This is a genomic window from Halomonas salsilacus, from assembly GCF_051216275.1.
GTDB lineage: Bacteria > Pseudomonadota > Gammaproteobacteria > Pseudomonadales > Halomonadaceae > Halomonas.
The window spans coordinates 148,363-174,903 of the sequence record NZ_JBPKAQ010000007.1 but is presented as its reverse complement, the minus strand read 5'-3'; the positions used below and the strand labels follow the sequence as shown (position 1 = coordinate 174,903).

Annotated in this window: 27 protein-coding genes; 15 read left to right on the top strand and 12 right to left on the bottom strand. The window is 65.4% G+C overall.

Going from position 1 to position 26,541, the window contains the following annotated elements:
- The first annotated feature begins 63 nt into the window (after window positions 1-63).
- The 9 genes from ACR80S_RS11980 (at window position 64) to ihfA (ending at window position 8,865) form a co-directional block, all read left to right on the top strand.
- Complete coding sequence (locus ACR80S_RS11980) at window positions 64-531, top strand: DUF2489 domain-containing protein (RefSeq protein ID WP_435403279.1); 468 nt, start codon at window positions 64-66, stop codon at window positions 529-531.
- A 293-nt stretch (window positions 532-824) separates the two neighbouring features.
- Entirely contained in the window at window positions 825-1,481 is a 657-nt protein-coding gene (locus ACR80S_RS11975) for an OmpA family protein (protein WP_435403278.1), read from the top strand.
- 251 nt (window positions 1,482-1,732) lie between these two features.
- The gene (gene thrS, locus ACR80S_RS11970) at window positions 1,733-3,631 is read left to right on the top strand and encodes a threonine--tRNA ligase (protein WP_435403277.1); all 1,899 of its coding nucleotides are present in this window, start codon (window positions 1,733-1,735) and stop codon (window positions 3,629-3,631) included.
- A 33-nt stretch (window positions 3,632-3,664) separates the two neighbouring features.
- Window positions 3,665-4,207: a translation initiation factor IF-3 gene (gene infC / locus ACR80S_RS11965; protein ID WP_435400079.1), complete on the top strand. Its 543-nt coding sequence runs from the start codon at window positions 3,665-3,667 to the stop codon at window positions 4,205-4,207.
- A gap of 110 nt (window positions 4,208-4,317) precedes the next feature.
- Window positions 4,318-4,512 carry a 50S ribosomal protein L35 gene (rpmI, locus tag ACR80S_RS11960; protein ID WP_290785855.1) on the top strand — a complete coding sequence of 65 codons (195 nt, stop codon included), beginning with the start codon at window positions 4,318-4,320 and terminating at the stop codon, window positions 4,510-4,512.
- 35 nt (window positions 4,513-4,547) lie between these two features.
- A complete protein-coding gene (rplT, locus tag ACR80S_RS11955) occupies window positions 4,548-4,901 on the top strand; it encodes a 50S ribosomal protein L20 (protein ID WP_290785858.1) in 354 nt (117 codons plus the stop codon).
- Between the two features lie 121 nt (window positions 4,902-5,022).
- On the top strand, window positions 5,023-6,042 hold the full coding sequence (pheS, locus tag ACR80S_RS11950) for a phenylalanine--tRNA ligase subunit alpha (protein ID WP_435399636.1): 1,020 nt from the start codon (window positions 5,023-5,025) through the stop codon (window positions 6,040-6,042).
- A gap of 33 nt (window positions 6,043-6,075) precedes the next feature.
- Window positions 6,076-8,472, top strand: a complete 2,397-nt coding sequence (gene pheT, locus ACR80S_RS11945; RefSeq protein WP_435403276.1) for a phenylalanine--tRNA ligase subunit beta — start codon at window positions 6,076-6,078, stop codon at window positions 8,470-8,472.
- Between the two features lie 90 nt (window positions 8,473-8,562).
- A complete protein-coding gene (gene ihfA, locus ACR80S_RS11940; RefSeq protein ID WP_290904649.1) occupies window positions 8,563-8,865 on the top strand; it encodes an integration host factor subunit alpha in 303 nt (100 codons plus the stop codon).
- A 118-nt stretch (window positions 8,866-8,983) separates the two neighbouring features.
- On the opposite strand, the gene ACR80S_RS11935 is transcribed toward ihfA, so the two are convergent.
- On the bottom strand, window positions 8,984-9,193 hold the full coding sequence (locus ACR80S_RS11935) for a DUF2788 domain-containing protein (RefSeq protein WP_435399638.1): 210 nt from the start codon (window positions 9,191-9,193) through the stop codon (window positions 8,984-8,986).
- Between the two features lie 167 nt (window positions 9,194-9,360).
- Here ACR80S_RS11935 and ACR80S_RS11930 point away from each other — a divergent pair, with 167 nt between their 5' ends.
- Window positions 9,361-9,825: a flavodoxin domain-containing protein gene (locus ACR80S_RS11930; protein ID WP_435403275.1), complete on the top strand. Its 465-nt coding sequence runs from the start codon at window positions 9,361-9,363 to the stop codon at window positions 9,823-9,825.
- A gap of 1 nt (window position 9,826) precedes the next feature.
- The gene (locus ACR80S_RS11925; RefSeq protein ID WP_435403274.1) at window positions 9,827-10,195 is read left to right on the top strand and encodes a hypothetical protein; all 369 of its coding nucleotides are present in this window, start codon (window positions 9,827-9,829) and stop codon (window positions 10,193-10,195) included.
- Window positions 10,196-10,326: 131 nt separating this feature from the next.
- Here ACR80S_RS11925 and ppnN read toward each other — a convergent pair whose 3' ends face one another.
- On the bottom strand, window positions 10,327-11,688 hold the full coding sequence (gene ppnN / locus ACR80S_RS11920) for a nucleotide 5'-monophosphate nucleosidase PpnN (RefSeq protein WP_435403273.1): 1,362 nt from the start codon (window positions 11,686-11,688) through the stop codon (window positions 10,327-10,329).
- A 98-nt stretch (window positions 11,689-11,786) separates the two neighbouring features.
- Here ppnN and ACR80S_RS11915 point away from each other — a divergent pair, with 98 nt between their 5' ends.
- The gene (locus ACR80S_RS11915) at window positions 11,787-12,701 is read left to right on the top strand and encodes a LysR family transcriptional regulator (protein ID WP_435400080.1); all 915 of its coding nucleotides are present in this window, start codon (window positions 11,787-11,789) and stop codon (window positions 12,699-12,701) included.
- A 73-nt stretch (window positions 12,702-12,774) separates the two neighbouring features.
- On the opposite strand, the gene gcvP is transcribed toward ACR80S_RS11915, so the two are convergent.
- Together gcvP and gcvH are read right to left on the bottom strand one after the other, a co-directional pair.
- On the bottom strand, window positions 12,775-15,669 hold the full coding sequence (gcvP, locus tag ACR80S_RS11910; RefSeq protein ID WP_435399642.1) for an aminomethyl-transferring glycine dehydrogenase: 2,895 nt from the start codon (window positions 15,667-15,669) through the stop codon (window positions 12,775-12,777).
- Between the two features lie 103 nt (window positions 15,670-15,772).
- Window positions 15,773-16,165, bottom strand: coding sequence for a glycine cleavage system protein GcvH (gene gcvH, locus ACR80S_RS11905; RefSeq protein WP_435403272.1), 393 nt, complete (start codon window positions 16,163-16,165; stop codon window positions 15,773-15,775).
- A gap of 513 nt (window positions 16,166-16,678) precedes the next feature.
- On the opposite strand from gcvH, the gene ACR80S_RS11900 reads away from it, so the two are divergent.
- Complete coding sequence (locus ACR80S_RS11900; protein ID WP_435399644.1) at window positions 16,679-18,082, top strand: alanine/glycine:cation symporter family protein; 1,404 nt, start codon at window positions 16,679-16,681, stop codon at window positions 18,080-18,082.
- Window positions 18,083-18,332: 250 nt separating this feature from the next.
- On the opposite strand, the gene ACR80S_RS11895 is transcribed toward ACR80S_RS11900, so the two are convergent.
- The 6 genes from ACR80S_RS11895 to ACR80S_RS11870 all read right to left on the bottom strand — a co-directional run bounded on the left by ACR80S_RS11895 (window position 18,333) and on the right by ACR80S_RS11870 (window position 23,493).
- Window positions 18,333-18,929, bottom strand: a complete 597-nt coding sequence (locus ACR80S_RS11895; RefSeq protein WP_435399645.1) for an alpha-ketoglutarate-dependent dioxygenase AlkB family protein — start codon at window positions 18,927-18,929, stop codon at window positions 18,333-18,335.
- A 50-nt stretch (window positions 18,930-18,979) separates the two neighbouring features.
- A complete protein-coding gene (locus ACR80S_RS11890; protein WP_435399646.1) occupies window positions 18,980-19,522 on the bottom strand; it encodes a phosphatase PAP2 family protein in 543 nt (180 codons plus the stop codon).
- Entirely contained in the window at window positions 19,494-20,654 is a 1,161-nt protein-coding gene (locus ACR80S_RS11885; RefSeq protein ID WP_435399647.1) for a glycosyltransferase family 4 protein, read from the bottom strand. The genes ACR80S_RS11890 and ACR80S_RS11885 overlap by 29 nt, the downstream gene beginning before the upstream one ends.
- A 108-nt stretch (window positions 20,655-20,762) precedes the next feature.
- The gene (locus ACR80S_RS11880; protein WP_435399648.1) at window positions 20,763-21,698 is read right to left on the bottom strand and encodes a LysM peptidoglycan-binding domain-containing protein; all 936 of its coding nucleotides are present in this window, start codon (window positions 21,696-21,698) and stop codon (window positions 20,763-20,765) included.
- The gene (locus tag ACR80S_RS11875; protein ID WP_435399649.1) at window positions 21,650-22,516 is read right to left on the bottom strand and encodes an acetyltransferase; all 867 of its coding nucleotides are present in this window, start codon (window positions 22,514-22,516) and stop codon (window positions 21,650-21,652) included. The genes ACR80S_RS11880 and ACR80S_RS11875 overlap by 49 nt, the downstream gene beginning before the upstream one ends.
- Before the next feature lie 80 nt (window positions 22,517-22,596).
- On the bottom strand, window positions 22,597-23,493 hold the full coding sequence (locus tag ACR80S_RS11870; protein WP_435399650.1) for a LysR family transcriptional regulator: 897 nt from the start codon (window positions 23,491-23,493) through the stop codon (window positions 22,597-22,599).
- Window positions 23,494-23,751: 258 nt separating this feature from the next.
- On the opposite strand from ACR80S_RS11870, the gene ACR80S_RS11865 reads away from it, so the two are divergent.
- Together ACR80S_RS11865 and ACR80S_RS11860 are read left to right on the top strand one after the other, a co-directional pair.
- Window positions 23,752-24,453, top strand: a complete 702-nt coding sequence (locus ACR80S_RS11865; protein ID WP_435399651.1) for a CoA transferase subunit A — start codon at window positions 23,752-23,754, stop codon at window positions 24,451-24,453.
- Between the two features lie 87 nt (window positions 24,454-24,540).
- Window positions 24,541-25,200, top strand: a complete 660-nt coding sequence (locus ACR80S_RS11860; RefSeq protein WP_435399652.1) for a CoA transferase subunit B — start codon at window positions 24,541-24,543, stop codon at window positions 25,198-25,200.
- A gap of 121 nt (window positions 25,201-25,321) precedes the next feature.
- Here the strand turns inward: ACR80S_RS11860 and ACR80S_RS11855 are convergent, their stop codons facing one another.
- Together ACR80S_RS11855 and ACR80S_RS11850 are read right to left on the bottom strand one after the other, a co-directional pair.
- Window positions 25,322-26,089, bottom strand: a complete 768-nt coding sequence (locus ACR80S_RS11855) for a VOC family protein (RefSeq protein WP_435399653.1) — start codon at window positions 26,087-26,089, stop codon at window positions 25,322-25,324.
- Between the two features lie 128 nt (window positions 26,090-26,217).
- Window positions 26,218-26,493: a GrxA family glutaredoxin gene (locus tag ACR80S_RS11850; RefSeq protein WP_435399654.1), complete on the bottom strand. Its 276-nt coding sequence runs from the start codon at window positions 26,491-26,493 to the stop codon at window positions 26,218-26,220.
- Window positions 26,494-26,541 lie beyond the last annotated feature (48 nt).

Here is a 26,541-nt window from a genome sequence, read left to right as displayed (position 1 = left end):
TACATAGCTTCTACAGTCAGCGTCCCTAGAGGCATCATTCCTAACCCAACCCCGAGATCCCTGATGACGACAACCACTGCGCTTGTCCTGATCGGCATTGGCCTGGTGATCATCGCCGGCCTTGCCGCCTACGCCTACACGCTTCGCCAGGAGGTGCGCCGCCGCCAGGACTTCCGTGAGGAAGAGGAGCGTCGTGCCCGCGACAACTGCCTCGAGAACCTGGAGATGGTGGCCTCGTCCCTCCTGCAGGAGCAGGTGGATGTGACCGAGGGCGCCTGGCGCTGCAAGGTGCTGCTGGAAATCCTCGATCCGCGGCTCATGGAGCGTGACACCTTCCGCCCCTTCGGCGAGGTGCACGCCCGCACCCTACATCTCCATACTCACGAGGCGCGCAGGGCGCTGACACCCAAGGAGCGTTTCAAGGAAGATCGAGAACGACTCGCCGTGGAAGAGGAGCTGCGAGAGGCGGTGCTCGGTGCGGCCGACGCGGTATTGGAATTCAAACGCAATTGGCCGGGAAGTCTGCACTGAATCGACAGCCTGCCCTGAATTGACAGACAGATAGTGCTCGGACATTTTCGAACACTGTGCGTATACTGTATCGTTCTGCTAAGTTCATAACATGGCGATTGAAAGACCGGGCGAGCTGCTGCAAGCTGTGTTCGTGTCCAGCCTTGCCGAGGCACCTTATGCTGCTCGGTAGGTTTGGGACGGTCGCGGCGGAGCTGACTCCGCGGCGCCCAATCGTCGGGATCATCTGGGAAGGTGTTGCACATGCAGCCTGTCCTGGAATCAAGCAAGAAAAAAAGACAAGGAGTTTCACCATGAAGAAATCCACGACTGGCTTGCTGCTCGGTTCTGCTCTGGTGGTCGGCCTGGCCGGCTGTGCCACCCCCAACACCAGCCCCTCGTCCGACCGCCCTTGGTTCCAGCAGCCGGTGACCTGCGGCATCGCCGGCAGCTTGATCGGCGGCAGCATCGGCTACGCCACCAGCGGCAGCTCCGATGAAGAAGAGGGCGCTGCCACCGGTGCCGTTGCCGGCGCTGCCATCGGCGCCCTGCTGTGTGCGGACCGCTCCCCGGCCCCGGTGGCCGAGCCCGAGCCGATGCCTGCGCCCGAGCCCGAGCCCGTGCCCGCCTTCGAGCCCGTGACCCTCTCCAGTGAGGTCAACTTCGCGTTCGACTCCGACGAGCTGCGTCCCCAGGCCGAGATGACCCTGGACGAAGTGGCCCGTCGTCTGCGCGAGCACACCGACGTGCGTATCCGCATCGAGGGCCATACCGACTCCAGGGGCTCCGCCCAGTACAACCAGGGCCTCTCCGAGCGTCGTGCCAACTCCGTGCGCAGCTACTTGGCCAGCCAGGGCGTTGCCGGTGACCGCATGATGGCCGTTGGCTACGGTGAGCAGCGTCCGGTTGCCAGCAATGAGACCGACGAGGGCCGTGCCCTTAACCGTCGTGTCGAGATCGACCGTCAGTAATCGACCGTAGTGACCCGGGCGAGCGATCGCCCGTCCAGCAGGGGCGCCTTCGGGCGCCCCTGCTGCGTTGTGGTCCCGGGGCGCTCGGGCCTTCCGAGAGGTCGGTCTGCAGTGTGCCCTGGCCGTGTTCCGCGGCCGTTCGGTAGCGTGACGAGCCCCGACTCTGGTATTGTGGCGACCGTTTTTATCACCCTTTTTACCGCGACATGTGGTCTTTCGTATGGGCCACCACTGCGCACAAGGACCCCTTCATGCCCATCGTGACCCTGCCCGACGGCAGTCAAAGAATCTTCGACGAACCGCTTTCCGTGATGCAGTTGGCCGAGGAGATCGGTCCGGGACTCGCCAAGGCCTGCGTGGCCGGCAAGATCGACGGTGTGCCGGTGGATGCCGTCGACCTCATCGAGTACGACGCCGAGGTGGCGATCCTCACCGCCCGTGATCCCGAGGGCCTGGAGGTGATCCGTCACTCCTGTGCCCACCTGATCGGCCACGCCGTCAAGCAGCTCTATCCCGAGGCCAAGATGGCCATCGGACCCGTGATCGACGACGGCTTCTACTACGATATCGACTTTGGCCGCTCGGTGACCCCCGAGGACCTCGAAGCCATCGAGAATCGCATGAAGGCGCTGATCGAGCAGGACTACGACGTGGTTCGTGAGTACGTCGATCGCGACAAGGCCATGCTGGCCTTCCTCCATCGCGACGAGCCCTACAAGCAGGAGATCGTCCGCGAGATCCCGGAAGGGGAGACCATTCGTCTCTATCACCATGAAGAGTACACCGACATGTGCCGCGGGCCCCATGTGCCCAATACCCGGCACCTGAAGGCCTTCAAGCTCACCAAGCTCGCCGGGGCGTATTGGCGCGGCGATGCCAGCAAGCCGATGCTGACCCGCATCTACGGCACCGCCTGGCCCGACAAGAAACAGCTCAAGGCCTATCTAAAGCGCCTCGAGGAGGCCGAGAAGCGCGATCATCGCAAGCTGGCCAGGAAGATGGACCTCTTCCACCTCCAGGAAGAGGCGCCGGGCATGGTCTTCTGGCACCCCAACGGCTGGACCATGTACCAGGCGCTGGAGCAGTACATGCGCCGCGTGCAGATCGAGAATGGCTACCAGGAGATCAAGACGCCCCAGGTGGTTGACCTCTCGCTTTGGAAGAAGTCCGGCCACTGGGGACACTATAGCGACCTGATGTTCACCACGGAGTCCGAGAAGCGTGACTACGCGGTGAAGCCGATGAACTGTCCCTGCCATGTGCAGGTGTTCAACCAGGGCCTGAAGAGCTATCGGGACTTGCCGCTGCGCCTGGCCGAGTTCGGAAGCTGCCATCGCAACGAGCCTTCCGGCTCCCTGCATGGCTTGATGCGGGTGCGCGCCTTCACCCAGGACGACGCCCATATCTTCTGCACCGATAAGCAGATCCAGGCCGAGGCCGAGGACTTCATCGCCCTGACCCTTAAGGTCTACAAGGCGCTGGGCTTCGATGAAGTGGAGCTCAAGCTCTCCACCCGTCCCGACGGCTTCATGGGCGAGCCGGCACTGTGGGACCGCGCCGAGGCGGGCCTCGAGGCGGCGCTCAATGCGACCGGGCTCGATTGGGACCTGCAGCCGGGCGAAGGCGCCTTCTACGGTCCCAAGATCGAGTTTTCCCTGCGCGACTGCCTCAACCGGGTCTGGCAGTGCGGTACCCTGCAGTTGGACTTCAACCTGCCGGGCCGCCTGGGTGCCCAGTTCGTTGACGAGGACGGCGTGCGCAAGACCCCAGTGATGCTTCACCGCGCGATCCTGGGCTCTTTCGAGCGCTTCCTCGGTATACTGATCGAGCACTACGCCGGGGCCATGCCCCTGTGGCTGGCCCCCCAGCAGGCGGTGATCCTCAATATCACCGATGCCCAGCGCGATTTCGTGCTGAATCTCGAGCAACGGCTGCAGAAAATCGGCCTTCGCGTCAAGGCGGACTTGAGGAACGAGAAGATCGGCTTTAAAATCCGCGAGCATACGTTGCAGAAGGTTCCCTATCTCCTCGTGGTGGGGGATAAGGAAGTCGAGGCCGACTCGGTGGCCGTGCGTACGCGTACCGGCGAGGATCTAGGCACCATGCGGGTCGATGACCTCATCGAGCGTCTGAACGCCGAACTCGGCTGACGACAACGTCAATCGTCTTAAGGAGACTGAGCGATCAAGCGAAGCAACCCAAGAGGGCGCGTCCAGGATAAGCGCCCCCCGATGAACGAGCGTATTACCGAGGATCAGGTTCGCCTGATCGATGCCGAAGGCGAGCAGCTGGGCGTCGTGCCCACCAGTGAAGCACTGGAGCGCGCCGAAGCCTCGGGAATGGACCTCGTACAGATATCCAATGCCGATCCGATCGTCTGCAAGATCATGGACTACGGCAAATTCGTCTTCGAGCAAAAGAAGCAGAAGTCCGCTCAGAAGAAGAAGACGAAGCAGATTCAGGTCAAGGAAGTCAAGTTCCGGCCTGGCACCGACGAGGGTGACTATCAGGTCAAGATGAAAAACCTGATTCGTTTCCTCGAAGGGGGCGACAAGGGCAAGGTCACGCTGCGTTTCCGCGGTCGTGAGATGGCGCATCAGGACCTCGGCCGCAAGCTGATGGAACGGATCGCCGCCGATCTCGACGAGATCGGGATCGTGGAGTCCTTCCCGAAGATGGAAGGGCGACAGATGATCATGATCATCGCCCCCAAGAAAAAGCAGTAAGCAGCAGTAGAGAAAAAGTGATCCGGCGGCCGGTTTAACGGGCGGTGGGAGTCAGTATCCACCGTCGGCCCCGGGTTTTCTGAATAAACCTCGTAATGGAGTGTTCTTCCATGCCGAAGATCAAGACCAACCGTGGCGCCGCCAAGCGCTTCAAAAAGACGGCCAACGGCTTCAAGCACAAGCAGTCGTTTCGTAGCCACATTCTGACCAAGAAGTCCACCAAGCGTAAGCGTCAGCTGCGTGGGATGAAGCAGATCCATGACGCCGACAAGGCGCTCATCCAGCGGATGCTGCCCAACCTGTAACCCTTGGTAGACCCTTTTTTCGTCAGGAGTAAGCTATGACTCGTGTCAAGCGTGGCGTTGTCGCCCGTCGTCGTCACAAGAAGATTCTCAAGCAGGCCAAGGGTTACTACGGTGCCCGCAGCCGCGTGTTCCGCGTCGCCAAGCAGGCGGTCATCAAGGCCGGCCAGTACGCCTACCGCGACCGCCGCAATCGCAAGCGTCAGTTCCGCGCCCTGTGGATCCAGCGTATCAACGCCGGCGCCCGTCAGCACGGCCTGTCCTACAGCCGCTTCGTGGGCGGCCTGAAGAAGGCCGGCATCGAGATCGACCGCAAGGTCCTCGCTGACCTGGCCGTGAACGAGAAGGCCGCCTTCGCTGCTATCGTCGAGAAGGCCAAGGCTGCCCAGTAAGTGACCGCGTCATCTGCGGGGGTTCGGCTCAGGCCGAGCATCCGTTGACGTTGCAAGGGGAAGAGCAGCCGCTCTTCCCCTTTTTTCTTCAAGACTGACACTCGAATTCGGAGCGCAACGGATGGATCACCTTCCCACTCTGGTCACCGAGGCCCGCCAGGCGATCCAGGCCGCCGAGACCATTCCGGCCCTGGAGGAGCTGCGCGTGCGTTACCTCGGCAAGAAGGGCGAGATCACCGCGCTGCTCAAGGGCCTCGGCAAGCTGTCAGCCGCCGAACGCCCGGCCGCCGGTGAGCGCATCAACCAGGCCAAGCAGGCCCTCGCCGAGGAGCTGGAGGGGCGCCGTACGGCCCTGGAGAAGGCGGCCCTGGAGAATCGGCTCTCCGCCGAACAGCTCGACGTGACCCTGCCGGGTCGCGGCCAGCCCAGCGGCGGCCTGCATCCGGTTACTCGTACCCTGGAGCGCATCGAGGGGCTCTTCACCCGCATCGGCTACGACGTGGCGGTGGGGCCGGAGATCGAGGACGACTACCACAACTTCGAGGCGCTAAATATCCCGGCGCACCACCCGGCGCGGGGCATGGCCGATACCTTCTACTTTGATGCCACCCGTCTGCTGCGCACCCACACTTCGCCGGTGCAGGTGCGCACCATGAAAGAGGGCAAGCTGCCGATCCGCATCGTCTGCCCGGGGCGTGTCTACCGCAGCGACTCCGACCTGACCCACACGCCCATGTTCCATCAGGTGGAGGGGCTGCTGGTGGATGAGGACGTCAGCTTTGCCGACCTCAAGGGTACCATCGAGGACTTCCTTCACGCCTTCTTCGAGCGTGGCGACCTCTCCGTGCGCTTTCGTCCCTCCTACTTCCCCTTCACCGAGCCCTCCGCCGAGGTCGATATCCAGTGCGTGATGTGCTCGGGCGAGGGCTGTCGGGTCTGCTCCCACAGCGGCTGGCTCGAGGTGATGGGCTGCGGCATGGTGCATCCCGAGGTCTTCCGCCACTCCGGCATCGACGCCGAGCGCTACACCGGTTTCGCCTTCGGCATGGGGGCCGAGCGCCTGGCCATGTTGCGTTACGGCGTGAACGACCTGCGCATGTTCTTCGACAACGACCTGCGCTTCTTGCGCCAGTTTGCCTGATCTCCCTCGCACCCGCACAACACAGGATTTGTCATGAAATTTTCCGAACAGTGGCTGCGCGAATGGGTGTCACCGCAGCTTGCCACCCAGGCCCTGGCCGACCAGATCACCATGGCCGGCCTCGAGGTCGATGCCGTTGAGCCCGTGGCGGCGGACTTCGATGGCGTGGTGGTGGCCGAGGTGTTGGAGAAGGTCCAGCATCCCGATGCCGACAAGCTCAACGTCTGCCGGGTCGACGACGGCTCCGGCGAGCCGGTGCAGGTGGTCTGCGGGGCCCCCAATGTGGAAGTGGGGCAGAAGGTACCCTTCGCCCGGGTCGGCGCCGTGCTGCCCGGCGATGCCAAGAGTGATGTCTTCAAGATCAGGAAGGCCAAGCTGCGCGGCCAGGAGTCTCGCGGCATGATTTGCTCCGCCTCGGAGTTAGGCCTCACGGAGGAGACCTCCCCTGGTATCCTCGACCTGCCGGCGAGCGCCCCAGTGGGCGAGGACTTCCGCACCTGGCTGGGGCTGGATGACCACACCATCGAAGTGGACCTGACGCCCAACCGCGGCGACTGCCTGAGCCTCAAGGGCCTGGCCCGGGAGGTGGGCGTGCTCAACCGCTTGTCGGTGGCCGGCCCCGACACCCAACCGGTGGCCGCGACCCATGACGAGACCTTCCCGGTGCGCGTCGAGAACGCCGAGCTCTGCCCGCGCTATATTGGCCGCCTCATCAAGGGCGTCGACGTGACCGCCGAGACGCCGCTATGGATGGTGGAGCGCCTGCGTCGCAGCGGCATCCGCGCCATCGACCCGGTGGTGGATGTCACCAACTATGTGATGCTGGAGCTCGGCCAGCCGCTGCACGCCTTCGATCGCGCCAACCTGCACGGTGCCGTGGTCGTGCGCCTGGCCCGGGCGGGCGAGCGCCTGGTGCTCCTCGACGGCCAGGAGGTGACGCTGACCGACGGCACCCTGGTGATCGCCGACGCGCGTGGCCCCCTGGCCATCGCCGGCGTGATGGGGGGCGAGCACTCCGGCGTGAATGCCGAGACCCGTGACATCTTCCTGGAGTCGGCCTTCTTCGCCCCCCTGGCGGTGGCCGGCCAGGCGCGCGGTTACGGGCTGCACACCGATGCCTCCCACCGCTTTGAGCGCGGCGTGGACGCCGAGCTGGCCCATGAGGCGGCCGAGCGCGCCACGGCGCTGCTGCTGCAGATCACCGGCGGCGAGCCGGGCCCCCTGGTGGAGGTGGCAAGCCCGGAGCACCTGCCCGCTGAGCGCCGGATTCGCCTGCGCGCCGCTCGCCTGGAGCAGGCGCTGGGCAAGGCGTTACCCGCCGCGGAGGTCACCGATATCCTCCAGCGTCTGGGGATGGCGGTAGAGGCCGATGACCAAGGCTGGCGTGCCGTGGCGCCGAGCTGGCGTTTCGACATTGCCATCGAGGAGGACCTGATCGAGGAGGTGGCACGCATCCACGGCTACAATCGCCTGCCGGTGCGTCGTCCCCAGGCCCGCCTCGCGCTACGCCCCGACCATGAGGCGCGTACCCCGCTGGGCCGCCTGCGTCGTCAGATGGTGGCCCGCGGCTATCAGGAGGCGGTGACCTATAGCTTCGTTGCCCCCGAACTGCAGAAGGCGCTGCTGCCCGAGTCGATCTCGCCGGTGCTGGCCAACCCCATCTCCGCGGACCTTTCCGTGATGCGGGCGAGTCTCTTCCCGGGCCTGGTGCGGGCGCTCGAGCATAACCTCAACCGTCAGCAGACTCGCGTGAGGCTGTTCGAGACCGGCTTGATCTTCCGCGGTGAGCTCGATGACCTGCAGCAGTTGCCTATGCTGGGTGCGCTGGTGTGCGGCTCCCGGGACCCCGAGGGCTGGACGGCCAGTCGAGACAGGGTCGACTTCTTCGACCTCAAGGGGGATCTGGAGAGCCTGCTGGCCATGGGCGGTGAGCCCGGCGCCTGGCGCTTCGAGCCCGCTGAGCATCCTGCGCTGCATCCGGGCCAGTGCGCGCGGATCCTGCATCGCGGTGAGGAGGCCGGCTGGATCGGCACCCTGCACCCGGCGGTTCGCGCCCAGGTGGGCCTGAAGGTGGACGCCGTGCTGTTCGAGGTGCGCCTCGACGCCCTGACCCACGGGCGGGTACCGGCGTTCACGCCGTTATCGCGGTTCCCGGAGGTGCGGCGTGACCTGGCCTTCCTGGTCGACGAGGACCTCCCGGTTCAGGCGCTGCTGGACACCCTCCGTGGCCAGGCCGGCGAGTGGCTCACCGAGTGCCGCCTCTTCGATGTCTACCAGGGCAAGGGAGTACCCGAAGGGCGCAAGAGCGTGGCCCTGGGCTTGACCTGGAAGCATCCTTCGCGCACGCTGAATGATGAGGAAATCAATCAGTTGGTCGATGCCATCGTTACCGAGTCCCGTCAGCATCTGGATGCAGAGCTTCGAGGATAAGCTTCGTGGTCAAGATGCGCGAAAGATCCAGCGAGGCGGGCAGGGGAGTTGGCACCGGCCATGAGGCGGACCCCATACGAGGGAGTGAACATGGGTGCACTGACCAAGGCCGAATTGGCCGAGCATCTGCACGCCGAGCTGGGGCTCTCCAAGCGCGAGGCCAAGTCCATGGTGGAGGCCTTCTTCGAGGAGATCCGCGCCTGCCTGCGCGAGAACGAGCAGGTCAAGCTGTCCGGATTCGGCAACTTCGACCTACGCGACAAGCGCGAACGGCCGGGCCGCAACCCCAAGACCGGTGAGGAGATTCCGATCTCCGCACGGCGCGTGGTGACCTTCCGGCCGGGGCAGAAGCTCAAGAGCCAGGTAGAGGGCTACCTCGGCGAAGCCCACTGAAGACAGCCCCGCCGCCAAATGCACAACGCCACCCCTGCGGGTGGCGTTGTGCATTTGGGTCTATGGCTTGAATGCTTCAGACGGAGGCGTGGTTCATGGGTTTGGGGACCCCTCGACATCATGCCGTGCCGCCGTTCTCCAGCACCCAGGTGATCACCACCTTGAGGATGTAGCCCAGTATGCCAGCGCCCAGCACGACGAAAAGCATGATGGTGCCAAAGCGTCCGGCGTTGGACTTCTTCGCCAGATCCCAGATGATGAAGCCCATGAACAGGATCAGTCCTCCAATCATGATCGGGGTGATCCAGGCCTCGAAGGTCTGCTGCATGTCGTCTCCGTGGAGGGTAAGAGAATGACCCAGTATTATACTCGGACTCTCGCCGGCCTTGCAGGAGAATGCGTGCGGCGAAATGCCCCGGCCCTGTGCCGGTGAAGATGCGAGCCGTCAATGAGTCGTGTTAATATCTGACCAGAATTCTCAAGTATATCCAGGACATGCCCATGCTCAAGATCTTTGTCGGTACCATGTATGGCGGCGCCCTCGACGTCGCCGAGCAGGTCAAGCCGCTGTTCGAGGAGGCCGGCTATTCCGTGGCCATCTACGACAACCCCACCCTGAAAGATCTCACCGGGTCGCCTACCGAGCTGGCACTGTTCTGCGTCTCCACCACCGGCAGCGGCGATTACCCGGGCAACTTCGTGCCCTTCGCCCGGGCCATCGCCGAGCAGAGCCCCGGTCTTGGCTCGCTGCGCTATGGGCTGATCGCCTTGGGCGACAGCTCCTACGGGGAGACCTTCTGCGGCGCCGGTCGTCAGCTCGATGAGCTGCTGCAGGGGCAGGGCGCTCAGCGACTCGGCGAGCGACTGGAGGTCGACGCCATGGAGACCTTCATAGCCGATGACGCCGCGCTGCCCTGGGTCGAGGAGTGGATCGAGTCCGAAGCGCTGAAGGTGGCCTGAAATGGGGACTCAGCCTACCCCCGAACGGCTCAGCCTCATGCTGGGGCTGGTGCTGCTGATGCTGTCGACCCTCCCTCGCTACCTGGTGGGGGGGCATGACAAACGCTTCAACCTGATCCTGATCGCCTTGGTGGTGGTGGCCGGCGTCGCCGCCGCCCACTGGCGGCTGCTCGAGTCCGAGGCTCGGGCCCGCCTGCCGCGCCTGATGGGACGCCTGGGCCTCTGCATGGCGCTGGGCCTGGCCGGCATGGGCCTGTACCACGCGCTGTTCACCGACTTCATCGGCTGGGAGCTGCTAATTGCCCACGGCGCCACCCTGGGCTTGCTGTTTCACGCGCTGTCGATCTGGCTGAGGTCGCCCAGCGCCTAATGCGAGGTGAGCTCAGGTCAATGCGGTACAGGCGCCACCACTAGAAACCCCGCGGGTATCGACGCCTGAGGGGTTTCTGTTTCTGCGTTGGCTTGCCTTGTTCTACGTGACGCTATCCCAGCGTGCAGCCACTATCCCAGCGTGTAGCAGGGCTCATAGTCGCCGGAGAGTTTCATGCGGCCCTGGGCGTTGAAGGAGTCGAGGAGCTCGTCGAGGCGTGACATCAGTTCCGCCTCGGCCTGCAGGCGGAAGGGGCCGCGGGCCTGGATGGCGCGGATACCCTGCTCCTTGACGTTACCGGCGACGATCCCCGAGAAGGCGCGGCGCAGGTTGGCGGCCAGCTCATGGACCGGCTGGTCCCGGTGCAAGGCGAGGCTGGCCATGGCCTCGTGGGTGGGTTCGAAGGTCTCTTGAAAGGGACGATCGATGGTCAGGCGCCAGTTGTAATAGAAGGCGTCCTGGCGACTCCGGCGGTATTCGGCCACTGAATCGATACCCTTGCGCATGGCGCGCGCAACCTCGGTGGGGTCGTCGATGATGATGCGATAGCGCTCCCGCGCCGACTCGCCCAGGGTGTAGGTCAAAAACTCGTCGATGCGCGAGAAGTAGTCCGCGCTGTTCGCCGGGCCGGTGAAGATCACCGGCAGCTCCACGTCGACGTTGTCCGGGTGGAGCAGGATGCCGAGCAGGTAGAGGATCTCCTCGGCCGTGCCTACCCCACCAGGGAAGACGATGATCCCGTGGCCCAGGCGCACGAAGGCCTCCAGGCGCTTCTCGATGTCCGGCATCACCACCAGTTCGTTGACGATGGGATTGGGCGCCTCGGCGGCGATGATGCCGGGCTCCGAGACCCCCAGGTAGCGCCCCTCCCGGCGACGCTGCTTGGCGTGGGCCACGTTGGCGCCCTTCATGGGGCCCTTCATGGCGCCGGGTCCGCAGCCGGTGCAGATGTCCATCTCGCGCAGGCCCAGGTGATAGCCCACGTCCTTGCTGTACTCGTACTCCTCCCGGGAGATGGAGTGCCCCCCCCAGCACACCACCAGACTCGGGTCGCGGCCCGGCTTGAGGGTGCCGGCCTTGCGCAGGATATGGAACACCGCATTGGTGGTGCCCTCGGCGGTGGTCAGGTCGAAGCGCTGGTGACCCTGGATCTCGTTATAGACGTAGACGATATCGCGCAGCACCGAGGAGAGGTGCTCGCGAATCCCGCGGATCATCCTGCCGTCAACGAAGGCCTCGGCCGGGGCATTGGTGAGCTTGAGGCGCACCCCGCGGTCCTGGGGAATCACCTCGATATCGAAGTCGTGGTAGGCCTCCATCAGCGCCACGCTGTCATCGGTAGGGGAGCCGCAGTTGAGCACCGCCAGCGAGCAGCGGCGCAACAGGTCATGCAGCCCGGCCTTGGAGGTATCGTGAAGGCGGCTGACCTCATGTTGGGAGAGGATCTCGAGGCTGCCTTCCGGGGAGATGATGCTGGAGATGGTGTCGGGCATTCAGGCGTCCTTGTCGCGGGTGTCGTCCCCGCCGATGCTATCACGGCAACTCGTCGCCCGGTGCTACAATGACTTGCCTATCCGTCAACTGGCCCGTCATGTTCAACGCGCTCTACTTTCGCACCTTCATCACCCTGGTCGAGACCGGCAGCTTCACCCAGACGGCGCGGCGCCTGGAGATGACCCAGCCCGGCGTCAGTCAGCACGTGCGCAAGCTGGAGCAGTACCTGGAGAAGCCGCTGCTGGAGCGCCACGGTCGGCGTTTCACCCTCACCGAGGCGGGCCGGCGGGCCTATGACTATTCGCTGAGGCTTTTCACCGACCACGAGCAGTTCCGACACTCCCTGGATGCCGATTCGCTGTTCTCGGGGGAGTGCCGCCTGGCCTCGCCGGGCAGCGTCGGGCTGATGCTCTATCCCTTCCTGCTCGGCCAGCAGCAGATGTATCCCGGCCTGACCGTCAGCTACAGCTTTGCCTTCAACCATGAGATCGTCCAGGACGTGCTGACCGGCCGCTATGACCTCGGCATCGTCACTGAAACCCTGCGTCAACCCGACCTGGACGTGGTGCCCTGGCACCGCGAGCCCCTGTGCCTGGTGGTGCCCGCGGATTTCGCCGGCAGCGGGCTTGCCGAACTGATGGGGATCGGCTTTATCAATTACTTCGATGGCCTCAACCACGCCAGCGCGCTGCTGCGCAGCAACTTCCCCGAGGAGTTCCGCTCCATCAGCCACTTCCGGCGCCAGGGCTTCACCAATGAGGTGGGCATGGCGCTGGATGCGGTGGCCCGAGGACTTGGGTTTACCGTGGTCTCGAGGCTGGTGCTGGAGACCTCCCCCTGGCAGCGCCAGGTCAAGGAGCTTGACCTGCCGGTGGCGGTCCACGAGTCCCTGCATCTGGTCACGCGCGCCGGTAGCGAGATGCCGCGCCGCTATGTGCGCCTCCTCGAGGACTTCCGCGAGCAGCGCCGCCAGGTGCTCTCCGGCTTCGGGGAGCCGCCGGTCATGTTCTGAACGACCTCGCCTAAGCAAACAGCCCCGCCATTCGGCGGGGCTGTTTGCTTAGGGCGTCGGCTCAAAGCGGCTCTCAGTCACGATACTCGTCGATGCTGGGGCAGGAGCAGATCAGCTGACGGTCGCCGAAGACGTTATCGACCCGGTTGACCGACGGCCAGTACTTCGACGCCTTGACCGCCGGGGTGGGGAAGGCCGCCAGCTCGCGGGAGTAGGGGCGGTCCCAAGCCTCGTCCATCAGGTCGGCCTGGGTGTGCGGGGCATTCACCAGCGGGTTGGCATCCGCCGACCACTCACCAGCCTCGACCCGGCGGATCTCCCCGCGGATCGCGATCATGGCGTCGCAGAAGCGGTCGATCTCGTAGCGCGATTCCGACTCGGTGGGCTCAATCATCAGCGTGCCCGGCACCGGAAAGGACATGGTCGGGGCGTGGAAACCATAGTCCATCAGGCGTTTGGCGATATCCTCCTCGCTGATGCCGCAGGCCGCCTTGAGCGGGCGAATGTCGATGATGCACTCGTGGGCCACGCTGCCGTTCTCGCCGCGGTAGAGCACTGGGTAGTGCTCACCGAGCCGGGCGGCGATGTAGTTGGCATTGAGAATGGCGAGCTCGGTGGCCTCGCGCAGGCCGCGGGCGCCCATCATCTTGATGTAGGCCCAGGAGATCGGCAGGATCGACGCCGAGCCGAAGGCCGCCGCCGAGACTGCACCGCAGTCGGCGTTGACGCCGGCCAGGGGCGTCACCACATGGTTCGACACGAAGGGCGCCAGGTGCGCCTTGACACCTATCGGGCCCATGCCCGGGCCGCCGCCGCCGTGGGGGATGCAGAAGGTCTTGTGCAGGTTGAGGTGGCTGACGTCGCCGCCGAAGTCGCCGGGGCGGGTCAGGCCCACCTGGGCGTTCATGTTGGCGCCATCCACGTAGACCTGGCCGCCGTGCTCGTGGACGATCGTGCACACCTCGCGTACGTTGGCTTCGAATACCCCGTGGGTGGAGGGGTAGGTGATCATGATTGAGGAGAGCGCCTCGCCGTGCTGCTCGGCCTTGGCGCGCAGGTCCGCGACGTCGATGTTGCCGCGGGCGTCGCACTCCACCACCACGACCTTCATGCCCACCATGGCCGCCGAAGCCGGGTTGGTGCCGTGGGCAGAGCTGGGGATCAGGCAGACGTCGCGGTGGCCCTCGCCGATGGCCGCCTGGTAGCGGCGAATGGCGATCAGCCCGGCGTACTCGCCCTGGGCCCCGGAATTGGGCTGCATGGAGATATGGTCATAGCCGGTCACCTCCACCAGAAAGGCGGAGAGCTCGTCGATCATCTGCTGATAGCCGGCCACCTGGTCACGGGGCACGAAGGGGTGCACGTTGGCGAACTCCGGCCAGCTGATCGGGATCATCTCACTGGTAGCATTGAGCTTCATGGTGCAGGAGCCCAGCGGGATCATCGCGTGGGTCAGCGACAGGTCCTTGTTCTCCAGGCGCTTGAGGTAGCGCAGCATCTCTGTCTCGCTGCGGTAGCGGCTGAAGGTCGGATGGGTCAGAAAGTCGTTCTCGCGCCGACAGGCCGCCGGAATGCCGCTTGCGCCCTCGGCCACCGCGTGCTCGTCCAGGGCGCCGACGGAAAGGCCGTGCTCCTCGCCCAGCAGTACGTCGAACAGCACATCGATATCACGGGCGGTGGTGGTCTCATCGAGGCTCACGCCGACGTCACCGTTCTCGAAGTAGCGCAGGTTGATCTCGCGGGTCAGGGCGCGGCCGTGGAGCTTGCCGGCGTCCACGCCGGTCAGGCGCAGGGTGTCGAACCAGCTGTTGTGGACAAGCCGAATGCCCTTCTCCTTGAGGCCCAGCGCCAGCAGGGTGGTCAGGCGATGGATGCGCGAGGCGATGGTGCGCAGCCCCTCGGCGCCGTGATAGACCGCATAGAAGCCGGCGATGTTGGCCAGCAACGCCTGGGCGGTGCAGATGTTGGAGGTGGCCTTCTCGCGGCGGATATGCTGCTCGCGGGTCTGCATCGCCATGCGCAGTGCCTGGCCGCCGCGGTTGTCCTGGGAGACGCCGATGATGCGGCCCGGGATCGACCGCTTGAGCTTGTCGGTGGTGGCAAAGAAAGCCGCATGGGGCCCGCCAAAGCCCATCGGCACCCCGAAGCGCTGGGTGGTGCCAATGACGATATCGGCGCCCAGCGCACCGGGCTCCTTGAGCAGCACCAGCCCCATGATGTCGGCGGCCACGCAGGTCATGATGCCGCGTTCGCGACCGCTCTCCAGCAGCGGCGCCAGATCATGAACCCGGCCGCTCTCGCCCGGGTATTGCAGCAGGGCGCCGAAGGCATCGACCTTCGCGAGTTCCTCGGCCGGGGCCACCACCAGTTCGAAGCCGAAGTAGGCCGCCCGGGTGCGCACCACGTCGAGGGTCTGGGGCAGCACGTCGTCGGCGACGAAGTATACCTCGCTCTTGGCCTTCTTGTTGGCCCGGTGGCAAAGGGCCATGGCCTCGGCGGCGGCGGTCGCCTCGTCCAGCAGGGAGGCGTTGGCCAGCTCCATGCCGGTCAGATCCATGACCATCTGCTGGAAGTTGAGCAGCCCCTCCAGGCGCCCCTGGGAGATCTCGGGCTGATAGGGGGTATAGGCGGTATACCAGCCCGGGTTCTCCAGCACATTGCGCTGGATCACCGGCGGCAGGTGGGTACCGTGATAGCCCTGGCCGATATAGCTCTTAAACACCCGGTTCTGGCTCGCCAGGCGCTGGAGGTAGTCCAGTGCCTCTGCCTCGCTACGCGGTGGGTCCAGTTCGAGCTCGCGGCCCAGGCGGATGTCCGCGGGCACGGTGCGCTCGATCAGCGCCGCGAGGCTCTCCACCCCGAGAGTGGCCAGCATGGCCGTCACGTCCGCCTCGCGGGGACCATTGTGGCGTTGAAGGAAGTCATCGTGGGCGGCCAGGTCGGCCAGGCGGCGAGTGTCGATCGGCATGAGGGCACCGTAGCGTGGGTCAGGGCCGTCGCGGGGACGACGGGGGCGATGAAATCAACGCCCCGGCCGGGTGGCCGGGGCAGTGCAGGCGTGACGTCTCGGCTCAGTCCTCGGACTGGGCCACGGCGGCGTAGCCGTCGGCGTCAAGCAGGTCGTCGAGCTGCGCACTGTCGTCCAGGCGCACCTTCATGATCCAGCCGCCCTCGTACGGGGCCTCGTTGACGGTTTCGGGGGCGTCCTCGAGGGCCTCGTTGACGGCGATGACCTCGCCGGCCACCGGGGCATAGAGGTCCGAGGCGGCCTTGACCGACTCGATCACGCCGAACTCCTCCTTGAGCGCGAGGGTGCGGCCCACCTCGGGCAGTTCGACGAAGACCACATCGCCCAGCGCTTCCTGGGCGTGGTCGCTGATGCCGACGGTCACGGTGCCGTCACCGTTGTCGAGCACCCATTCGTGGCTGTCGGCGTAGCGAAGGTTGGCAGGAATTGAGCTCATGGGGATTTCCTATACGAAAAAGGTTTTCTGGATTCGCAAATGCTAACGCCATCGGCGGCGTTTGGCGAGCCCCTGCGACGTCTCGGGGGCGTGCGCCCGACCTCAAGGGTGGCCCGACCCGGGCGATTCGTCCAGCCGATAGCCTCCGTGGAGGGGGAATCCCCATCGGCCGAGCCGACGCACCCGCCGAGAGGGGGGCGGCGCGATGCCGATGTCCCCTGCCCGGGGCGACGCTGGCGGCGACCCGGACTACGCTACGAGTGTGACTGGGTTGCTGTATTGGCTTCGACGAGGCGCTGCGTGTGTTTCCTATACGAAATATGTTTTCACTGAGCGGGGGGAACGTTGATGCTCAGACTCTCGTCAGGGTGGTGACGAGGCGGCAAGATCCGCTATCTTGTCGCGGTTCGTTTCGCCGATTTTGCGCATGACGACCCCGAGGGCGGGATGATCGCCTGTCATCGTGGGCCGTGAGCGGCGATTCAAAACAACAATCGCTTAAGGGAGATTCACGTGGAAACCTTGACCAGTATTTTCGGCTCCATCAACGGTGTGGTGTGGGGACCGCTGATGCTCATCCTGCTGTTGGGGGTGGGCCTCTACCTGCAGATCGGCCTGAAGCTGATGCCGATCCGCAAGCTCGGCATGGGGTTCAGGCTGTTGTGGCAGGGGCGGGATGCCAAGCCGGTGCCCGGTGAGAAGAAGAAGGAAGACGACGGTGAGATTTCACCCTTCAATGCCCTGATGACGGCACTCTCCGCCACCATCGGGACCGGGAATATCGCCGGCGTGGCCACAGCCATCGCCCTGGGGGGGCCGGGCGCGGTGTTCTGGATGTGGATCACGGCGCTGGTGGGCATGGCCACCAAGTTCGCCGAGGCGGTGCTGGCGGTGCGCTATCGCGAGACCGACAGCACGGGCTACCATGTGGGCGGCCCGATGTTCTACATCAAGAATGGCTTGGGCAAGAAGTGGCTATGGCTGGGCGGTGCCTTCGCCTTCTTCGGCGCCGTGGCGGCCTTCGGCATCGGTAACACCGTGCAGTCAAACTCGGTGGCCGACGCCCTTGATTCCACCTTCGGGATCCCCCACGGTCTCACCGGGGTGGTGATCATGGTGCTGGCCGGTGCGGTCATCCTCGGCGGCATCAAGCGCATCGCCAAGGTGGCCGGCAAGCTGGTGCCGATCATGGGCATCCTCTATGTAATCGCCGGCATCCTGGTGCTGATCGTCAATGCCGGCCAGATCGGCGAGGCCTTCAGGCTGATCTTCTACTACGCCTTCAACCCGATCGCAGCGGCCGGCGGTTTCGCCGGGGCGGCGGTGATGGCAGCCATCCGCTTCGGCGTGGCCCGCGGCATCTTCTCCAACGAGGCGGGTCTGGGCAGCGCGCCCATCGCCCATGCCGCGGCCAGGACGAAGAACCCGGTGCGTCAGGGCATGATCGCCATGCTCGGCACCTTCATCGATACCATCATCATCTGCACCATCACCGCCCTGGTGATTCTCACCTCCACGGTGTGGATCGAGGGCGAGGCCGGCGCCTCGTTGACGGCGCTCTCCTTCGACGCGGCGCTGCCGGGCTTCGGCAATCAGATCGTGTCGGTGGCACTGGCGGTGTTTGCCTTCACCACCATTCTGGGCTGGTCCTTCTACGGCGAGAAGTGCTTCCAGTTCCTGTTCGGTACCCGTTCGATCATGCTCTATCGGGTGCTGTTCGTGCTGGCGATTCCGCTGGGTGCCATGGCCAACCTGGGCTTCATCTGGCTGATGGCCGACACCTTCAACGCGATGATGGCGATTCCCAACCTGATCGCTCTGGCGCTGCTGTCGCCGGTGGTGTTCAGGCTGACCCGGGACTACTTCGACGGCAAGGAGATACTGCCGGGCGAGGAGCTGGATCACGACAAGCGCTGATGCTGGCGCCTGCCGATGACGGTGAGCAGGATGCCCTCCGTGACACCGGGCTACCATCGCAGTTGATCGCCTACGAAATCGGCTAAGGGCAATGCGGCCACCCCGGGTGGCCGCATTGCTTTCAGGGCTTTGGTTAAACTCGTTACCCCCTTGATATAGCCATTTTATACCGTTATCTATAATTTTATGCATCCATTGGACCATGCCGAATGTCGCAAAATAGTTGAGTAGATAGTCAACACAGCAGCGATCAAGCGTGAACCTGACGAAAGGTGAGGCTGATGCGCAGACCGGGAAGCCGCCGCGGCAGCAGGGCATGCTGCAGCCATTCCTGGGTGCCGGGGCCCATCACCAGCAGGCTGTCATGGGGCAGCCAGGCGTTGAAGGCCGAGGCGCGACGGTCCTTCCAGCGAAAGCGCAGCGGTCGCTCGGCGCCCAGGCTCACCGCGGCGATCAGTGCCTTGGGGCCGAGCTCTGGTTCGTCGTCGCTGTGCCAGCCCATGCGCTCCTCGCCGCCGGCATAACGGTTGAGCAGTACGCTATTGAAGTGGCATTCGGTGCCGGTCATCGTCAGGGCGGCGATAACCCGGTCTCGGAGAATGGCCACGGCCGGGTGCCAGGGCTCGGGAAGGAAATCGCGCCCCGAGTAGCGGTAGCGCGCCTCGGGGTCCCCTATCCAGACCTGGCAGCGCGGGATGGGGTGTTCGCGGCCATAGAGGCGCAGGGTGGGGCGCTGCCAGGGCAGTTCGGCATCGAGGGTGCCGAGCAGTGCCGTGGCGTCGGGCTCCCCCAGAAAGGGAGTCGTAAGCCACAATGGCGGGTCGGCAAGCAGGGACTCGGTCGGCATCCCATCAGGATGCCATGGCGGGGCAAATGCGACGAGCTTGTCGATGAGAGTTAGCCGACGAGGGCCAGGCTCATCCCGGCAAACAGCAGCCCGAGCAGAGCCCCGGCGACCACGTCGCTCAGGTAGTGCAGGCCGAGGCCGACCCGAGAAAGCGTGATCAGCCCGACCAACGGCACGAGCCAGGGCGCCAGCCAGGGCACATGGCTTATGGTCAGCACCAGGAACATCACCGCATGCATGGTGTGGCCGCTGGGAAAGCTGTAGCGGTCGCGGGCCGGTTCGCTGCAGCGCACGTTGCCCACGAAGGTGATGAAGGGGCGCTCCCGGCACAGCCGCGTCTTCACCAGGCGATAGACGCCAATGGCGGCCAGCGCCGTCAGCGTGTACTGGGCGAGGCGCTGCCAGCCGCCGGCGTCATGGAGCAGCGGCTGGGCGAGTATGAGCGCCACCCAGACGGGCCAGTCGCCGAGCCTGCTGGCCAGGCGCAGCAGGGCCAGCCAGGGCCGATAGAGAGTGAGGCGTCCGATGCGTTGACAGAGCCGCCACTCCATCAGGTCGAGGCGGTCAAGCAGGGCGGGGGCGCGTGTGTCCATGGGGTGTCTCCCGGGCGTGGTCGAGGGTGTCGAGGAAGGTGTCGGCGATCGCCGGCCAGCCATAGGCGATCGCCCGCTGGCGAGCCTGGCGACCCAGCCGAGCACGGCGTGCCGGCTGCTGGCAGAGGGTGACGGCTGCCTCGCGAAAGCCGTTGGCGTCATCCACTGCCAGCGCCAGGCCGTTGTGATCATCATCGATCAGCTCGGCGCCGGCGGCATGGCGGAAGGCCACGGTGGCCAGGCCGCTGGCCATGGCCTCGAGCAGCACGTTTCCCCAGGTCTCGGAGAGCGAGGGGAACAGGAAGAGGTCGGCGCTGGCATAGTGTCGTGCCAGATCGTCGGCGGGGATGAATCCAGTGAAGTGGGCATAAGGTAGCGAGGCCGCCAGTGCGCGCCGTCCTGGGCCGTCGCCGACGATGACGAGGCGGGCGTCCGGCCGGGCTTCGCTGAGGGCCACGCAACTCTCTCGCAGAAGCGACAGGTTCTTCTCCGGGGCCAGACGCCCGACGTGGAGAATGACCGGAGTGTGTTCACCGGCGCCCCACTGCCTGCGTAGCTCGGAGTCGCGGTGGGCCGGCGAGAAGCGTTCGCCGTCGATGCCACGCGCCATGACGCGCACCCCCCGGAAGCCATCTGCCGTCAGCTCGTCGGCCTGCTGGTGCGTCGGTACCAGGGTGGCCTGGCTGCGGTTATGGAAGGTGCGCATCCTCCGCCGCACCGGTCCACTCAGCCAGGGAACGCCGTAGTCATGGCAGTAGTGGTCGAAGTTGGTGTGCCAGCCGGCAACGCAAGGGATCCCCAGGCGCCTGGCGACGCCCTGGGCCGACCAGCCCAGCGGCCCCTGGGTGGCCAGATAGATCACGTCGGGACGCTGTTCGCGCCAGAATTGATTGAGGCGACGGGCGGCGGGCAGCCCCAGGCGCACCTCCCGATATCCGGGCAGGGAGACCCCGCGCACTCGCATCTCGGCCTCCATGCCGTCGCTGCGCGGAGGCGCAGGGATGACCGGTTTCGGGCGCACCAACTGCAGGCGATGGCCGCGGGCGGCGGCCTCCCGGCTCAGGTGGCCCAGGGTGTGAGCGACGCCGTTGATCTCCGGCGCCCAGGTCTCGCTGACCAGACAGATACGCATGTGCATCCCCGCGGCGTGGCGGGCCCGTCATGGGCCCCATCACAGGACGAGGATGGACAGATGCGATGACATCCCGGCGACGCCGGGGTGACGGTTAGGTGACGCGCTTCAGCGCAGTACGCGGCGGGGGTCCACGGGTTTGCCGCCGTGGCGCAGGTCGAACAGGAGATCGTAGCGCTCGCTGGCGCTGCTGTAGCCGACCTCACACACCGGGACACCGCGGCCGATCCGATCGCCGTTGGCGACCAGGGGCTTCTCGCACAGGGCGTAGACGCTCTGCAGGTTGTCGGCGTGGTGGACGATCACCACTTCACCGAGCTGACGCATGCTGTCGGCGAAGCGTACCTCGCCGTCGGCCACTGCGCGGGCCTGGGCACCGCGGCTCGTGGCCAGCAGCATTGGCTGCAGGGTGCCGCGGCCGTCGGCACCGAAGGCGCGCACGATACGGTAGTCCTCCAGCGGCCAGGGCCAGTTGCGGGCGGAACGGGGCAGGTCGCCGGGGTCGGGAAGGCTGGCGCGGGGGGAGGGAGTCTCACCCGGTGAACCGGCGTTTGCGCCGACGGAGGCAGAACGACCGGCGGTGGCTGTACCTCCAGCAAGGGGCACCTGAAGCACCTGGCCGACCCGCAGGGCGGTGGGCTCGACGCCGGGGTTGGCGGCCTGGATGCGCGAGGAGCGGGTGCCGAAGCGCCGGGCGATGCTCGAGTAGGTATCCCCCGGGCGAACCTGGTAGCGGTAGGGGCCCCCGGAAGGGGCGCGCTCCTGCTGGGAAGGCATCAGCAGGCGCTGGCCTACGGCCAGCCGCCTCGAATCAGCGTCGGGGTTGAAGCGCTGTAGTCGCTCCAGGGGCACGGTGCCTCGCCGGGCGATCTCGCCCAGAGTATCGCCGCGCTGAACCACCACCCAGCCGCCGCTCTCGGCGGTACTGGCGGTACGCTCGCTGGCGGGGGCGTCCGGCCGTGAGGCACACCCACCCAGCAGCAGCGTCGCCATCATCAGCGCGAGAGCGAGTCGTCCTTTTCCTGCCACAGGGCGTTGAGCCATGAGTGGAACCGCTCCTTGAAGTCCGGATCGTCCTGATAGTCTCCCTCGAGCATCCAGTCGGGAATGGGCAGGATACGCGCCTTCATGACCACGCGCTGCTCCTGCCCGCACAGGAAGCCCCAGAAGGTGGGGTCGGAGTTGTCGTAGCTTAGGGTCACGTCGAGGATCCCCTCCAGGCGATCGCCGAGCAGGCTGAGCACCTGGGCGATGCCACCGGCCCTGGGGCGCAACAGCTCTCGAAAGGTCGACCCCTGGGCTTCGCGCTTGGCCGGGGTGAACCGGGTGCCCTCGAGGAAGTTGAAGATGGCGATGGGGGCCTCCCGGGCGCGACGGCACATCCGTTCGGTGGCCTCCTGGTCGCGGCGAGCCAGGTGGGGGTGCCGGGCCCGCTGTTCCGCGTTCATGCGGCGCATGAAGGGGTACTCCAGTGCCCACCAGGCGAGACCCACGATGGGGATCCAGATCAGCTGACGCTTGAGGAAGAAGCGCGGCATGGGGATGCGCCGATGGAGGGCGAAGAACAGCACGAAGATGTCTGTCCAACTGCGGTGGTTGGAGATCACCAGCCACCACTGGTCCCGGCCGAGTCCCTCGGGAATCTCGAACTCGAAGTGGGGCTTGAGCCAGCGGCGCATCCACCACAGGTTGACACCGATCCAGTTGAGCGCCAGGGCGTTGAGTCCCTGCAGCATTCTACGTTGCAGGGCGCGCCCGGGGGTCACCAGCTTGAGCAGGGTGAGTAGGAGCAGGGGCACGCCCCAGAACAGGGTGTTGAGGGTGAGCAGCAAGAGGCTGACGAGGCCCTTGAGGGTCGGCATGCGTCACTCCGTGGGCGAAGGGGCAGGAGAAGATCAGATGCGACAATGCTAAAGGATCGCCGCGCGGCTGCCCAGCATCCTCAGCCGTGCTCCTGCTCGGGATGGCCGAGCGTCTCCACCAGCACTTGGCGCAGGGCCAGGGCGGCAGCGGAGAGTTCGCCGTGGGTGAACATCCCGACGGCGCGTTCGATTGCGGGGTCATCCAGCGGCAGGCAGCGTGCGCCGAGCTCCTCCATCTGCCGGGCGCACAGCGATGGCACCGCGCTGACTCCGAGGCCGCTGGCCACCATGCGTCCCACAGTTGCCAACTGGTGGCTCTCGAAGGCCGAGGGCAGGCGAATGCCGCGCTCGCCGAGCTGCTGTTCCACTAGCCGGCGCACCATCGAGGGGCGCTGCAGCGCGATGAAGTCATGGGTCAGCAGGGTCTCCCAGCTGAGCCGCTGGTGATTGGCCAGTAGTGAGCGGGGTGGCACCACGGCCACGAAGCGGTCGAGGAACAGCGGTGTGAAGGTGAGGCTGCCCGCTGCCTCCGGCTCGAAGGCAATGCCCAGTTCCACCTGTCGGTCGCGCACCATGTCGATGACCTGCTCGTTGATCACGTCGTGAACCGTCACGTTGATGCGCGGATGCCGGTTGCGGAAGACCATCAGCGCCGGCGGCAGGAGGTTGCTGGCGAACGACGGCATGGTGGCGACCGTCAGGCGGCCTAGTTGGAGGGTGAAGCGTTGACGCATCAGCTCCTCGGTGTTGTCCCACTGCGCCAGCAGGCGCTTGGCCAGCGGTACGAAGGATTCTCCCTCCGGGGTGAGGCGCACGCTGCGGGTGGTGCGGATCAGCAGGCGTCCGCCGAGGCTCTCCTCGAGCCCCTTGATGGCCAGGCTCAAGGCCGGCTGTGAGAGATGGAGCCGCTCGCAGGCCTGGGTGAAGCTCAATGTCTGGGCCACGGCGAGAAAGGCGCGAAGCTGCTTGACGGTCATCGCATGCTACCAAGGTCGAATTTATAAGGCAGATCAATCTATCAATAAATAAAACAAACTTAACAAATATATCGTCAGGGGCAACACTGTCGCCATCGTGTCTCCAAATCCGTTACCCTTCGTTGGCACGCTAGGTCCGCGAGACTCACTCTGTGATGATCGCGACCTCCCGTTGATTGCAACGTCACATTGATCGCAACGTTCCATGCACCGAAACGTTTTTCAAAACATCTGTGTACAACAAAATGAGGCGCCACTATGGCCGGATTCGACAAGCGCGTTAACTCCTACGAAGAGGCGATGGCAGGCATCGAGAGCGGCATGACCGTCGTTGCCGGCGGCTTCGGGCTCTGCGGCATCCCCGAGAACCTGATTGCCGAGATCAAGCGTCTCGGCGTCAAGGACCTCACCGTGATCTCCAACAACTGCGGCGTCGACGGCTTCGGCCTTGGCCTGCTGCTGGAAGACAAACAGATCTCGCGCTTCTTCGCCTCCTACGTGGGCGAGAATGCCCTGTTCGAGCAGCAGATGCTCAACGACGAGATCGAGGTGATCCTCACGCCTCAGGGTACCCTGGCCGAGAAGATGCGTGCCGGCGGCGCGGGCATTCCCGCCTTCTACACGGCCACCGGCTACGGCACTCCGATCGGCGATGGCAAGGAGGTGCGCGAGTTCAACGGCCGTCACTATATTCTCGAGGAGGCGTTCCACGCCGACTTCGCCATCGTCAAGGGCTGGAAGGCCGACCGTTACGGCAACGTGGTCTATCGCGACACCGCCCAGAACTTCAACCCCCTGGCCGCCACCTGCGGCAAGATCACCGTGGTGGAAGTGGAGGAGATCGTCGAGCCTGGCGAGCTGAGCCCCGACCAGATCCACACCCCGGGCATCTATGTCGACCGCATCATCCAGGGCAGCTTCGAGAAGCGTATCGAGAAGCGCACCGTCCGCGAGGCCTGAAGGCCCCCGATGCGCTGACTGCCGGCCCGGCCGGCGCTTCCTGAGCTTCTCCCCCGAAGCTGTTACATCGAACAACGAGGCAACAAGATGGCACTTACTCGCGAACAGATGGCAATGCGCGTGGCGCGCGAACTCGAGGACGGCTTCTACGTCAACCTGGGCATCGGCATCCCGACCCTGGTGGCGAACTATGTGCCGGACGGCATCGACGTGATGCTGCAGTCCGAGAACGGCCTGCTCGGCATGGGGCGTTTCCCCACCGAGGAGGAGGTCGACGCCGACATGATCAACGCCGGCAAGCAGACGGTCACCGCTCGCCCCGGCGCGGCAATCTTCGACTCCGCGGACTCCTTCGCCATGATCCGCGGCGGCCACGTGGACTTGACCGTGCTCGGCGCCTTCGAGGTGGATCAGGAGGGCAACATCGCCTCCTGGATGGTCCCCGGCAAGCTGATCAAGGGCATGGGCGGCGCCATGGACCTGGTGGCCGGTGCCGAGAACATCATCTGCACCATGACCCACGCTTCCAAGCATGGCGAGTCCAAGCTGCTCGAGAAGTGCTCCCTGCCGCTGACCGGCGCGGGCTGCATCAACCGGGTGCTGACCGACCTGGCCTACCTGGAGATCAAGGATGGCGCCTTCCACCTCAAGGAGCGCGCCCCGGGCGTCTCCGTGGAGGAGATCGTCGAGAAGACCGCCGGCAAGCTGATCGTGCCCGATCAGGTGCCGGAAATGACCTTCGACTGATCACACCCGCGGTGCCCCTCGACGGCCCGGACGCTCTGCGTTCGGGCCGGCGTCGTTATGGTCGTCGCCGTGGCGTGGTGGGGAGAGCGTTGTGCCAGGGGATGGGGGTTGACCGTGTCGCTCAGGCGATCTCGCAGCGGGTGTGGTGGGGCAGCAGGAGTTCCACGGCACGCTCCTGGTTGGCGCGCACCGATTTCTGCACCAGCGCCAGCCCGCCGCTGTCGATGCGGTGCTCATCGCCATCGGCGAAGGCCAGACGCTGGGAGCAGGCGGGGTAGAAGCGGTAGTCGAGCAGCCCCGAAACCGGGAAGATGCCATGGTGCCGGTCGCTGCTGCCAAGCAAGCCATTTTCGCCGAGTCGGGCGTCGAAGTGCTCGAGGGAGTCGCCCAGACGCTGGCAGTCGAAGCCGGCATGGTGGAGGCGCGGGCCATTGACAGCGAGCAGGCCGGCCAGGGGGTGGGCCGCTTGCAGCGCCTGGTAGGAGGCCCAGTCCGGCATCGGCCAGGGGCGCCCGCGGCAAAGCAGGTTCTGGCCGCGTTGATCGGCCCTGGGCGCCAGGGCCATCAGCGACTCGAGGCGCTGGCGGGGTTCCCGGGAGAGGGTGCCGAGTTGAAGTTCGGCCAGCACCAGCCAGGAGCCGTCGTCGGGCGGCGAGAGCAACGTGACGAGCAGGCCGCGATCGGCCATGGCGTGACGATGACCGGGGCGATAGCCTAGGCGCGCCAGACTGGGCAGCAGGGCATCCATGCACCAGGGTCCGTGATTGAGCGTCAGCAGCGCCAGGTATTCCGCCGGGGCATCAACCGGCCAGAGCCTCAGGGCTCCCACGTCCGGGTGCTGGTGGATAAAGTCCAGCCACAGCTGCTGGACAAACTCTTCCCTCTGCATCGTTGGCTTCCCTTGTCGTGGATGCTGGCGGGAAGTATAGGCAGGTGGCGCCTCTGGCCATTCAACGCCGGGATGACGCTTTCAGCCGGCCGACCCTGTTCGCGGCAAGGGCAAGGGGGGGCGATGGGTCAGACGCTGCGAGCCGGCTCCAGTAGACGGTGCTCGCGGGCGTAGCGTTCGAATTCGGTATAGCCGCCGATAGGGGTTTCGTCGATGAAGATCTGTGGCACGGTATGCACCGGCCTGCCGATGGTCTTCTCCAGATCGGCCTTGGTGATGCCCGCCGCCTGGATATCCACATAGCGAAAGCCCTCGATGGCGCCGGCACTCTGCAGCCGGGTGGCCAGTTCGTTGGCGTAGACACAGTAGGGGCAGCCGGGGCGGCCGAAGATGACAACGAACATGGGGGCTCCTGACGGGGATGGTGTCGAATGCGCGCATTGTGACGGATC

Coding starts and splice junctions, on each gene's coding strand:
- ACR80S_RS11980 (WP_435403279.1), top strand. CDS start 64: ATGACGACAACCACTGCGCTTGTCCTGATCGGCATTGGCCTGGTGATC.
- ACR80S_RS11975 (WP_435403278.1), top strand. CDS start 825: ATGAAGAAATCCACGACTGGCTTGCTGCTCGGTTCTGCTCTGGTGGTC.
- thrS (WP_435403277.1), top strand. CDS start 1,733: ATGCCCATCGTGACCCTGCCCGACGGCAGTCAAAGAATCTTCGACGAA.
- rpmI (WP_290785855.1), top strand. CDS start 4,318: ATGCCGAAGATCAAGACCAACCGTGGCGCCGCCAAGCGCTTCAAAAAG.
- rplT (WP_290785858.1), top strand. CDS start 4,548: ATGACTCGTGTCAAGCGTGGCGTTGTCGCCCGTCGTCGTCACAAGAAG.
- pheS (WP_435399636.1), top strand. CDS start 5,023: ATGGATCACCTTCCCACTCTGGTCACCGAGGCCCGCCAGGCGATCCAG.
- pheT (WP_435403276.1), top strand. CDS start 6,076: ATGAAATTTTCCGAACAGTGGCTGCGCGAATGGGTGTCACCGCAGCTT.
- ihfA (WP_290904649.1), top strand. CDS start 8,563: ATGGGTGCACTGACCAAGGCCGAATTGGCCGAGCATCTGCACGCCGAG.
- ACR80S_RS11935 (WP_435399638.1), bottom strand. CDS start 9,193: ATGCAGCAGACCTTCGAGGCCTGGATCACCCCGATCATGATTGGAGGA.
- ACR80S_RS11930 (WP_435403275.1), top strand. CDS start 9,361: ATGCCCATGCTCAAGATCTTTGTCGGTACCATGTATGGCGGCGCCCTC.
- ACR80S_RS11925 (WP_435403274.1), top strand. CDS start 9,827: ATGGGGACTCAGCCTACCCCCGAACGGCTCAGCCTCATGCTGGGGCTG.
- ppnN (WP_435403273.1), bottom strand. CDS start 11,688: ATGCCCGACACCATCTCCAGCATCATCTCCCCGGAAGGCAGCCTCGAG.
- ACR80S_RS11915 (WP_435400080.1), top strand. CDS start 11,787: ATGTTCAACGCGCTCTACTTTCGCACCTTCATCACCCTGGTCGAGACC.
- gcvP (WP_435399642.1), bottom strand. CDS start 15,669: ATGCCGATCGACACTCGCCGCCTGGCCGACCTGGCCGCCCACGATGAC.
- gcvH (WP_435403272.1), bottom strand. CDS start 16,165: ATGAGCTCAATTCCTGCCAACCTTCGCTACGCCGACAGCCACGAATGG.
- ACR80S_RS11895 (WP_435399645.1), bottom strand. CDS start 18,929: ATGCCGACCGAGTCCCTGCTTGCCGACCCGCCATTGTGGCTTACGACT.
- ACR80S_RS11890 (WP_435399646.1), bottom strand. CDS start 19,522: ATGGACACACGCGCCCCCGCCCTGCTTGACCGCCTCGACCTGATGGAG.
- ACR80S_RS11885 (WP_435399647.1), bottom strand. CDS start 20,654: ATGCGTATCTGTCTGGTCAGCGAGACCTGGGCGCCGGAGATCAACGGC.
- ACR80S_RS11880 (WP_435399648.1), bottom strand. CDS start 21,698: ATGGCTCAACGCCCTGTGGCAGGAAAAGGACGACTCGCTCTCGCGCTG.
- ACR80S_RS11875 (WP_435399649.1), bottom strand. CDS start 22,516: ATGCCGACCCTCAAGGGCCTCGTCAGCCTCTTGCTGCTCACCCTCAAC.
- ACR80S_RS11870 (WP_435399650.1), bottom strand. CDS start 23,493: ATGACCGTCAAGCAGCTTCGCGCCTTTCTCGCCGTGGCCCAGACATTG.
- ACR80S_RS11865 (WP_435399651.1), top strand. CDS start 23,752: ATGGCCGGATTCGACAAGCGCGTTAACTCCTACGAAGAGGCGATGGCA.
- ACR80S_RS11860 (WP_435399652.1), top strand. CDS start 24,541: ATGGCACTTACTCGCGAACAGATGGCAATGCGCGTGGCGCGCGAACTC.
- ACR80S_RS11855 (WP_435399653.1), bottom strand. CDS start 26,089: ATGCAGAGGGAAGAGTTTGTCCAGCAGCTGTGGCTGGACTTTATCCAC.
- ACR80S_RS11850 (WP_435399654.1), bottom strand. CDS start 26,493: ATGTTCGTTGTCATCTTCGGCCGCCCCGGCTGCCCCTACTGTGTCTAC.